10 protein-coding genes are annotated in these 7,050 nt (G+C 44.6%); 4 read left to right on the top strand and 6 right to left on the bottom strand.

Features of this window, described 5'->3' with window-relative positions:
- Positions 1-155: 155 nt before the first annotated feature.
- A complete protein-coding gene (locus NJ959_RS04080; protein WP_254010474.1) occupies positions 156-641 on the bottom strand; it encodes an SRPBCC family protein in 486 nt (161 codons plus the stop codon).
- Positions 638-925 carry a hypothetical protein gene (locus NJ959_RS04085; RefSeq protein WP_254010475.1) on the bottom strand — a complete coding sequence of 96 codons (288 nt, stop codon included), beginning with the start codon at positions 923-925 and terminating at the stop codon, positions 638-640. The genes NJ959_RS04080 and NJ959_RS04085 overlap by 4 nt, the downstream gene beginning before the upstream one ends.
- A gap of 168 nt (positions 926-1,093) precedes the next feature.
- Between NJ959_RS04085 and hemF the strand changes: the two genes are divergently transcribed.
- The 3 genes from hemF to psb29 all read left to right on the top strand — a co-directional run bounded on the left by hemF (position 1,094) and on the right by psb29 (position 4,007).
- The gene (gene hemF, locus NJ959_RS04090; RefSeq protein ID WP_254010476.1) at positions 1,094-2,137 is read left to right on the top strand and encodes an oxygen-dependent coproporphyrinogen oxidase; all 1,044 of its coding nucleotides are present in this window, start codon (positions 1,094-1,096) and stop codon (positions 2,135-2,137) included.
- A gap of 617 nt (positions 2,138-2,754) precedes the next feature.
- Positions 2,755-3,123, top strand: a complete 369-nt coding sequence (locus tag NJ959_RS04095) for an STAS domain-containing protein (protein WP_254010477.1) — start codon at positions 2,755-2,757, stop codon at positions 3,121-3,123.
- Positions 3,124-3,245: 122 nt separating this feature from the next.
- Positions 3,246-4,007: a photosystem II biogenesis protein Psp29 gene (gene psb29, locus NJ959_RS04100; protein WP_254010478.1), complete on the top strand. Its 762-nt coding sequence runs from the start codon at positions 3,246-3,248 to the stop codon at positions 4,005-4,007.
- Between the two features lie 280 nt (positions 4,008-4,287).
- Here psb29 and trxA read toward each other — a convergent pair whose 3' ends face one another.
- Complete coding sequence (trxA, locus tag NJ959_RS04105; protein ID WP_254010479.1) at positions 4,288-4,605, bottom strand: thioredoxin; 318 nt, start codon at positions 4,603-4,605, stop codon at positions 4,288-4,290.
- An 87-nt stretch (positions 4,606-4,692) separates the two neighbouring features.
- On the opposite strand from trxA, the gene fabG reads away from it, so the two are divergent.
- Positions 4,693-5,460, top strand: coding sequence for a 3-oxoacyl-[acyl-carrier-protein] reductase (gene fabG / locus NJ959_RS04110; RefSeq protein WP_254010480.1), 768 nt, complete (start codon positions 4,693-4,695; stop codon positions 5,458-5,460).
- Between the two features lie 58 nt (positions 5,461-5,518).
- Here fabG and NJ959_RS04115 read toward each other — a convergent pair whose 3' ends face one another.
- From NJ959_RS04115 to NJ959_RS04125, 3 genes are all read right to left on the bottom strand, one after another.
- Positions 5,519-5,815, bottom strand: coding sequence for a type II toxin-antitoxin system RelE/ParE family toxin (locus NJ959_RS04115; RefSeq protein WP_254010481.1), 297 nt, complete (start codon positions 5,813-5,815; stop codon positions 5,519-5,521).
- Between the two features lie 6 nt (positions 5,816-5,821).
- Entirely contained in the window at positions 5,822-6,241 is a 420-nt protein-coding gene (locus NJ959_RS04120) for a type II toxin-antitoxin system ParD family antitoxin (protein ID WP_254010482.1), read from the bottom strand.
- The coding region (locus NJ959_RS04125; protein WP_254010483.1) for a tetratricopeptide repeat protein at positions 6,241-7,050 on the bottom strand (810 nt) is incomplete at its 5' end. The genes NJ959_RS04120 and NJ959_RS04125, both read right to left, overlap by 1 nt.

Raw genomic sequence — 7,050 nt, forward strand, 5'->3', positions numbered from 1 at the left:
GTAAATAATGGCACATTGAGGACAAATCCGCTCCCGATTTGTCAGACCCGATATTTTCTATTTTGCTACAGGATTGAGGGATTGCGATCGGAGTGCGATCGCACTTCCTCTCCATCATGCCACGTTTAACTAACAACCAATAACCAATAACTAACTCAAAGTGCCCCTATTTGTTCCGCTGCGGCTTGGGCTAATTGAGCAGCGACACGGGCGGCATAAGGACGCATGAACCACCAGAGTACGGGAGATAACAAACCCTGCATTGTCACAGAGAAAGACACATAAGTACCGCAAAGAGTAGACTCAACCTGATAAGTAACTCGATTTTCCACCCCAGGAATTGCCAGGAGTCGGATACTCAGTAACTCACCCGGTAAAACCCTCTCCACAAAAACTCGCACCGGAATTGGGATTAAGCGAGTCACCACTTGATAAATCAAACCAGGTTTGGGCATCAACCCTCTAGGTGCATTAGTGCTAGAAAGCAAAGGATTCCAAGACACATCAGCCAGGTTAATCAGTTTTTTCCACAGCACATCTACCGGAGCCTTACTTACAGCCCGATAAGTCCTGAAGAGGTAAAACTTACACCAAAGCCCTCCACGACCAGCAATTAGTTTAAAAGAAAAATTGAGAATCACAACCAGCCTCCTGTAGCGACAATGGGGCAAATGCTTAATTTTCGGAAACTTCCTTTGCCTTTAGTCAGGACATCTGCCTCAACTGCCTCACCACGACAATCATCTCGGTAGGAAAATTCCCCACTCCCCTCCCACCAGCAATTGTCCATTCCCAAAAAGCCGTAATAATTCTTAACGAAAGGAGGATTCCAGATTGTCTCCTCGCTTGTCTGAGATAGTCTATCACTTTGTTTCAATTTGGTCTCAAATAAGGGTAATTCAGTAAAAGTCTTACAACTGTTCATTTTCATCGATCTCGGTTCCCTCTTGCCGCACCAGAGCAATAAGTCTAGTGAAGGGATGCAAAAGTGTATCCCACTTATCCTAAAATAAAGCGTTAAGCCATCAATATGCCTGACAGCGGCAATTAGATTATCGATTAGCTGACCAATTAATGACATTAAATTGAGATTATGACAGCTTTACAAGACGTAACCACAACCAAGACTTATTTACCTCCCAGCAACTCCAGAGAACGAGTCAAACAGTTTATGAAACAACTGCAAGACTCAATCTGTGAAGGATTGACCAAGCTAGACGGGGTTGCTACTTTTAAAGAAGATAGCTGGGAGCGAGAGGAAGGTGGTGGTGGTCGTTCCCGCGTCATGCGGGATGGTGCTGTCTTTGAACAGGGTGGAGTCAACTTTTCTGAGGTTTGGGGTGACCAACTCCCGCCGACAATTTTAACTCAACGCCCAGAGGCAGCAGGTCATGGGTTTTTCGCCACAGGTACTTCAATGGTTTTGCATCCACGCAATCCATATATTCCCACAGTTCACCTAAATTATCGCTATTTTGAGGCAGGTCCAGTCTGGTGGTTTGGCGGTGGTGCTGATTTAACCCCTTACTATCCCTTCGCTGAAGATGCTGCTCATTTCCATAATACCTTTAAAGGAGCTTGCGATAATCACCACCCTGAATACTATCCCGTGTTCAAGCGCTGGTGTGATGAATATTTTTATCTAAAACACCGTCAGGAAATGCGAGGCATCGGCGGACTATTTTTTGACTATCAAGATGGCAAGGGTCAATTATATCGCGGTTCCGACCTAAGTGGACCAGCAGGGACTTACAGCAATCGCATCGGTGAAGTAAAATCCCGCAGTTGGGAACAACTATTTGCTTTTATACAAGATTGTGGCAATGCCTTTTTACCAGCATACACCCCCATCGCCCAACGGCGTAAATCTATAGAATACGGCGATCGCGAACGGAACTTCCAGCTTTATCGTCGCGGTCGTTATGTTGAATTTAACTTAGTTTACGACCGAGGTACAATATTTGGCTTACAAACCAACGGACGAACCGAATCCATCCTCATGTCTTTACCTCCCCTAGTCCGCTGGGAATATGGCTACACACCCGAGCCAAATACCCCTGAAGCCGAATTATACAACACCTTCCTCAAGCCTCAAGACTGGGCAAACTGGACAGCTAAAACTTTAGAGCGTGTTTAAAAAATAGCTTCAAGGTTCCGGCTATTGGTTGATGCAAAGGTTAGGATTGATTTGGGGGCCATTGCTCTGGCTGGATAAACCAGCGGGAGTAGTAGTGCCCAAATCTTGTCTTGCCTGGAATGACCAGAAATAGGGAATTATGTGGTAACATATCATAGTTGTTTTGTTTGGCGTGCATCCTCATAATATATAAAAAAGATTCACAAAGCCAATGTCTAAGAATATGCCTCCTGCAAACAAGGATTCGCTGATGCTCGTTCCCACCTGTCACTTCGCGTCACTCTTGATTAAGTTATCTTGCGACAATGCCGTTTATCACCCTGAAAGCTAAACCATTGACGGGTACTCGCGATGTTAAATATAACTGAAGCGGGTATATCGTCTACCCCCTTGCCACACTTAAGGTTGCTTCATCGCGAGCAAAATAAAGGTTAAGCTAATTGGCGAAAAGCTCAAGTTAAAATAGCTCGGCAACGCTTACAAGAATAACAGCCTGTAGACACCACTAGTGCCATCACTACCAGGTTATACTTCTGCGGGTTTCGGAAGAGTAGCAGGAAAAATGTTAATAATTGTTAGCATTTTAGGATCGGAGCTAACGCTATAAGGAGGACTTGATGATTCAAATCGATCAGAGAACCCACACGACCAAAGATGGCACAACTATCATCGTTTTAGCACCAAATGGACGGTTAGATATTACCACAGCTTGGCAATTTCGCCTGAAGCTGCAAGAATGTATTTCCAAACTCAGTCGCCATGTGGTAGTAAACCTGAGTCAGGTTAACTTTATTGATAGCTCAGGCTTGACATCTTTAGTGGCGGGAATGCGAGATGCTGACAAAGTAAAAGGGAGCTTCCGCATTTGTAACGTCCATCCCGAAGCCAAATTGGTATTTGAAGTGACTATGATGATTTCTGTGTTTGAGATCTTTGAAACCGAAGAGGAAGCATTGGAAGGAGTGCCCCGGAGTATGGCAACCTAATTGGTTATGGGTTATTTGGCAAGATCAAACATGACGGCAAGAAACAGCCAAGCAGAAATAGCCCTTGGCAAACTTGTCCTTAAGCGAGACAATAAGATTAAATAACCATTAAATTATGCTTTGTGAGTAACGTTCGCACCGTCTCGGATACTAAACGAGATTTCTACAGCCATCATACCCGTCCAATTAACTCGATTTACCGACGGGTGGTGGAAGAGCTGATGGTAGAGATGCACTTGCTGTCGGTTAATGTCGATTTTCACTACGATCCCATCTACGCTTTGGGGGTTGTGACATCCTTCAACCGCTTTATGGAAGGCTATAAACCAGAAGCAGATAAAGAGTCCATTTTTGCAGCCTTATGTCAAGCAGTAGGCGGCACTTGGCAACAGTACAGACAGGATGCCGAAGGGCTATTGTTAATTGCAGGACGTTTATATGGTAACGATCTAATCTCTTGGTTGACTTCGCCAACCTCGGTGGAGAGAAGCAGGGATGTGCCCAACACATTGAATGCGATGACAACGCCTGCCATAGGCATCGCACAAAATCCTAAATTTAAGTACAGTAGACTCTTTGCGATTGGTTTGTTTACACTCCTAGAGCAAGGAGACTCGGAGTTGGTAAAAAACCAGAAGGAGCTAAATGAGGTACTAGAGCAAATTAGTCAAGCCCTGCACCTCCCACAAGAGAAGGTACAAAAAGATTTGGAATTGTACCGCAGTAACTTGGAAAAGATGGCTCAGGTTCAAAGTGCGATGGCAGACATTATACAAGCCGATCGCAAAAAACGGGAACAACGACTCCAAGACAAAAACCAAGCCGAAACTTCTTCTCCTGACGATACCTCTAATTCCTACAAAGAGGTAAGCGGTAGGCGGTAAGTGGGTAGGGCGTGCCTTCAGGCTACTCATTATTAACTATAGTTACCGCTCCGAAAAACCTACCCAAAGCTAGACATAATTAGCCATTTGTAGAGAAGTCGGGGCGTGGAGTCTCAGTCGTAAATGGCTACGTTGATTTGGTGATGACACCTAGAAGTGAACGCCAGCTTGTAGCACTGGCGTTACTAAATATTAAGTTCGCTCGACAATACCGGACATAACGCTATGTTATTGTAGTAGTTCAATAAAGTGCAATGTCCGATAAGTATGAATAGCTACTCTAAAGCAATGATTGTAATCTGCCAATAAGTTGATCTGCTTGTACCAATCCTTCAATCCTTTCTACAGGTTGGGCATTTTTGAATAGTACCAAGGTCGGTAAGGCGTTAATCTGGTACTGAGATGCTAGATTCGGATACTTGTCTGTATCAATTTTGACAATTTGTAACCGACCCTTGAGTTGAGTCCCCACCCGATCTAAAATGGGAGCCATCATCTGACAGGGACCGCACCATGTGGCGTAGAAATCCACCAAGACGGGCAAATCGGAACCAGACAGGAGTGAGTCGAAACTGCTAAACTGCTTTTTAACTGCCATAGGAAAAAACCCTTAGTCTTTTGGCTCGATTCTAGTGCAAAATGCAAAAGCAGCCTAATTTAGACGATATTACAAGGGGAATTTCTGATGGAACCACTACAAATACCTTCACCACAGTTAACCAATCGCGTTGCTATTGTAACAGGTGCTTCGCGCGGGATTGGTAGAGCGATCGCAACCGCATTGGCAGCGGAGGGAGCTAAGGTAGTAGTAAACTATGCAGCGTCGAGTGCTGCGGCAGAAGAAGTGGTGGCAGGGATTACTGAAAGTGGAGGAGAGGCGATCGCAATTCAAGCTGATGTGTCTAAAATTGAACAGGTAGAAGCCCTTGTCAGTCAAACAATCGAAAAATTTGGTCGGATTGACGTATTAGTCAACAATGCAGGAATTACCCGCGATACCCTCCTGCTGCGGATGAAGCCAGAAGATTGGCAAGCAGTAATTGACTTAAACCTGACAGGCGTTTTTTTATGTACCAGAGCGGTGAGCAAAATAATGCTCAAGCAAAAGTCGGGTCGTATTATTAATATTGCCTCAGTTTCCGGACAGATGGGTAATCCTGGTCAAGCGAATTATAGTGCAGCGAAGGCGGGTGTAATTGGATTTACCAAAACAGTGGCAAGGGAATTGGCGACTCGCGGGATTACTGTGAATGCTGTTGCACCGGGATTTATTGCTACAGATATGACGAGTGACTTGAAATCATCAGAAGATATTATCAAGGCGATTCCTCTAGGGCGTTATGGCACACCGGAGGAAGTGGCGGGGATGGTGCGGTTTTTAGCAGGAGATGCGGCGGCGGCTTATATTACTGGGCAGGTGTTTAATGTGGATGGTGGCATGGTGATGGCTTAACTTTTCCCCTGTTTAAAAGTCTGTAGGGTGGGCAAAAGTTTGCCCGCCCGAGGTTACTCTATTCTCCATTCTCTTCAAACAAAGCTTCTAAATCTCCTCTAATAATTCTCATGATTTCAATTCCATCGTTCATAATGCGGTAAAAAATAATGTAGTTTTGCATAGGAATACCGCGTAAGTAGGGGCGAAGTTCACTATAACTGCGCCCCATCAGAGAAAATTGTGTCAGATAGCGGCACTTTTTAGTAAATTCGTCGAGGAGTCGCTCACCTGCTTCAACGTTGCGTGCTAAGAAATAGTCTGCGATTTCGTCAAGGTCGCGAATCGCTTCAGGTGAGATGATATATTGGCTCATGGGCGATTATACCTGATGACCTTGGTGGAATTTAGCTCTGATTTGCGCAATCGCAGTTTCACCATCAATCCCTTCACCGCGATCTAGTTGTTCGGCTGCAATATCAATTTTGGCACAGACTTCTTCCACCCAAAGATTGTATCGATCGCGTTTTTCTAATAGCCGTAGCGCATCAGCAATGATTTCGCTAACGTTGGTATAGCGCCCACTGGCGAGTTGGGCTTGAATGATTTGTTCTTGTTGGGGGGTGAGGGTGATACTCATAGGTAAAAATGGGGTGGCTGTTGGGAGATTGTAATTAAATTTATATTTTACCCAATCTTCCGTCCAGTCATAATGCGATGGCTGCGGCGGGCTTCGCCATCGCATTATGACTAAACTATAATAATCTATATCTCTGATTTGTGGGAGCCAAAATTCACCCATTATTTCCCTTCGAGTTGTTTCATCTTCCCCTGGGCAAACTCCTTCACCTGCGGATTTTGGGTGACAGCTAAAGCTTGACGATAATTCTCAATTGCTTTTCCTTTGTCGCCTTTTTGTTCATAAGCAATCCCCAAACCAATCAAGGCTTCTGCATATTTTGGATTGAGTTGGATTGCTCCGGTGAAATCGGTAATGGCGCGATCGTATTCCCGTTTAGAGTTGTAAGCAAAGCCGCGATTATTGAAGGGTGCTGCGAATTTAGGATTGAGTTGGATTGCTCCGGTGAAATCGGTAATGGCGCGATCGTATTCCCCTTTAGAGTTGTAAGCATTGCCGCGATTGTTGAAGGCATCTGCGTTTTTGGGATTGAGTTGGATTGCTTCGTTGTAATCGGCAATAGCGCGATCGTATTCCCCTTTTCCGTAGTAAGCATTGCCGCGATTGTTAAAAGCATCTGCGTTTTTAGGATCGAGTTTGATGGCTTCATTATAATCGGCAATAGCGCGATCGTATTCCCGTTTATCACTGTAATAAATGCCGCGATTGATGAAGGCCTCTGCGTATTTTGGATTGAGTTTGATGGCTTCGTTGTAATCGGCAATGGCTAAATCTAATTTTCCTTTATTGTAGTAAACAATGCCGCGATTGTAGAAGGCCTCTGCGTATTTTGGATTGAGTTTGATGGCTTCATTATAATCGGTAATAGCGCGATCGTATTCCCCTTTATCACTGTAAGCCCAGCCGCGATTATTGAAGGCATCTGCGTATTTTGGATTGAGTTTGATTGCTTCGTTGTAATCGGTAATAGC

It is taken from the genome of Limnofasciculus baicalensis BBK-W-15 (genome assembly GCF_024178385.1).
GTDB classification, from domain to species: domain Bacteria; phylum Cyanobacteriota; class Cyanobacteriia; order Cyanobacteriales; family Coleofasciculaceae; genus Limnofasciculus; species Limnofasciculus baicalensis.

Coding starts and splice junctions, on each gene's coding strand:
- NJ959_RS04085 (WP_254010475.1), bottom strand. CDS start 925: ATGAACAGTTGTAAGACTTTTACTGAATTACCCTTATTTGAGACCAAA.
- hemF (WP_254010476.1), top strand. CDS start 1,094: ATGACAGCTTTACAAGACGTAACCACAACCAAGACTTATTTACCTCCC.
- NJ959_RS04095 (WP_254010477.1), top strand. CDS start 2,755: ATGATTCAAATCGATCAGAGAACCCACACGACCAAAGATGGCACAACT.
- trxA (WP_254010479.1), bottom strand. CDS start 4,605: ATGGCAGTTAAAAAGCAGTTTAGCAGTTTCGACTCACTCCTGTCTGGT.
- fabG (WP_254010480.1), top strand. CDS start 4,693: ATGGAACCACTACAAATACCTTCACCACAGTTAACCAATCGCGTTGCT.
- NJ959_RS04115 (WP_254010481.1), bottom strand. CDS start 5,815: ATGAGCCAATATATCATCTCACCTGAAGCGATTCGCGACCTTGACGAA.
- NJ959_RS04120 (WP_254010482.1), bottom strand. CDS start 6,241: ATGGGTGAATTTTGGCTCCCACAAATCAGAGATATAGATTATTATAGT.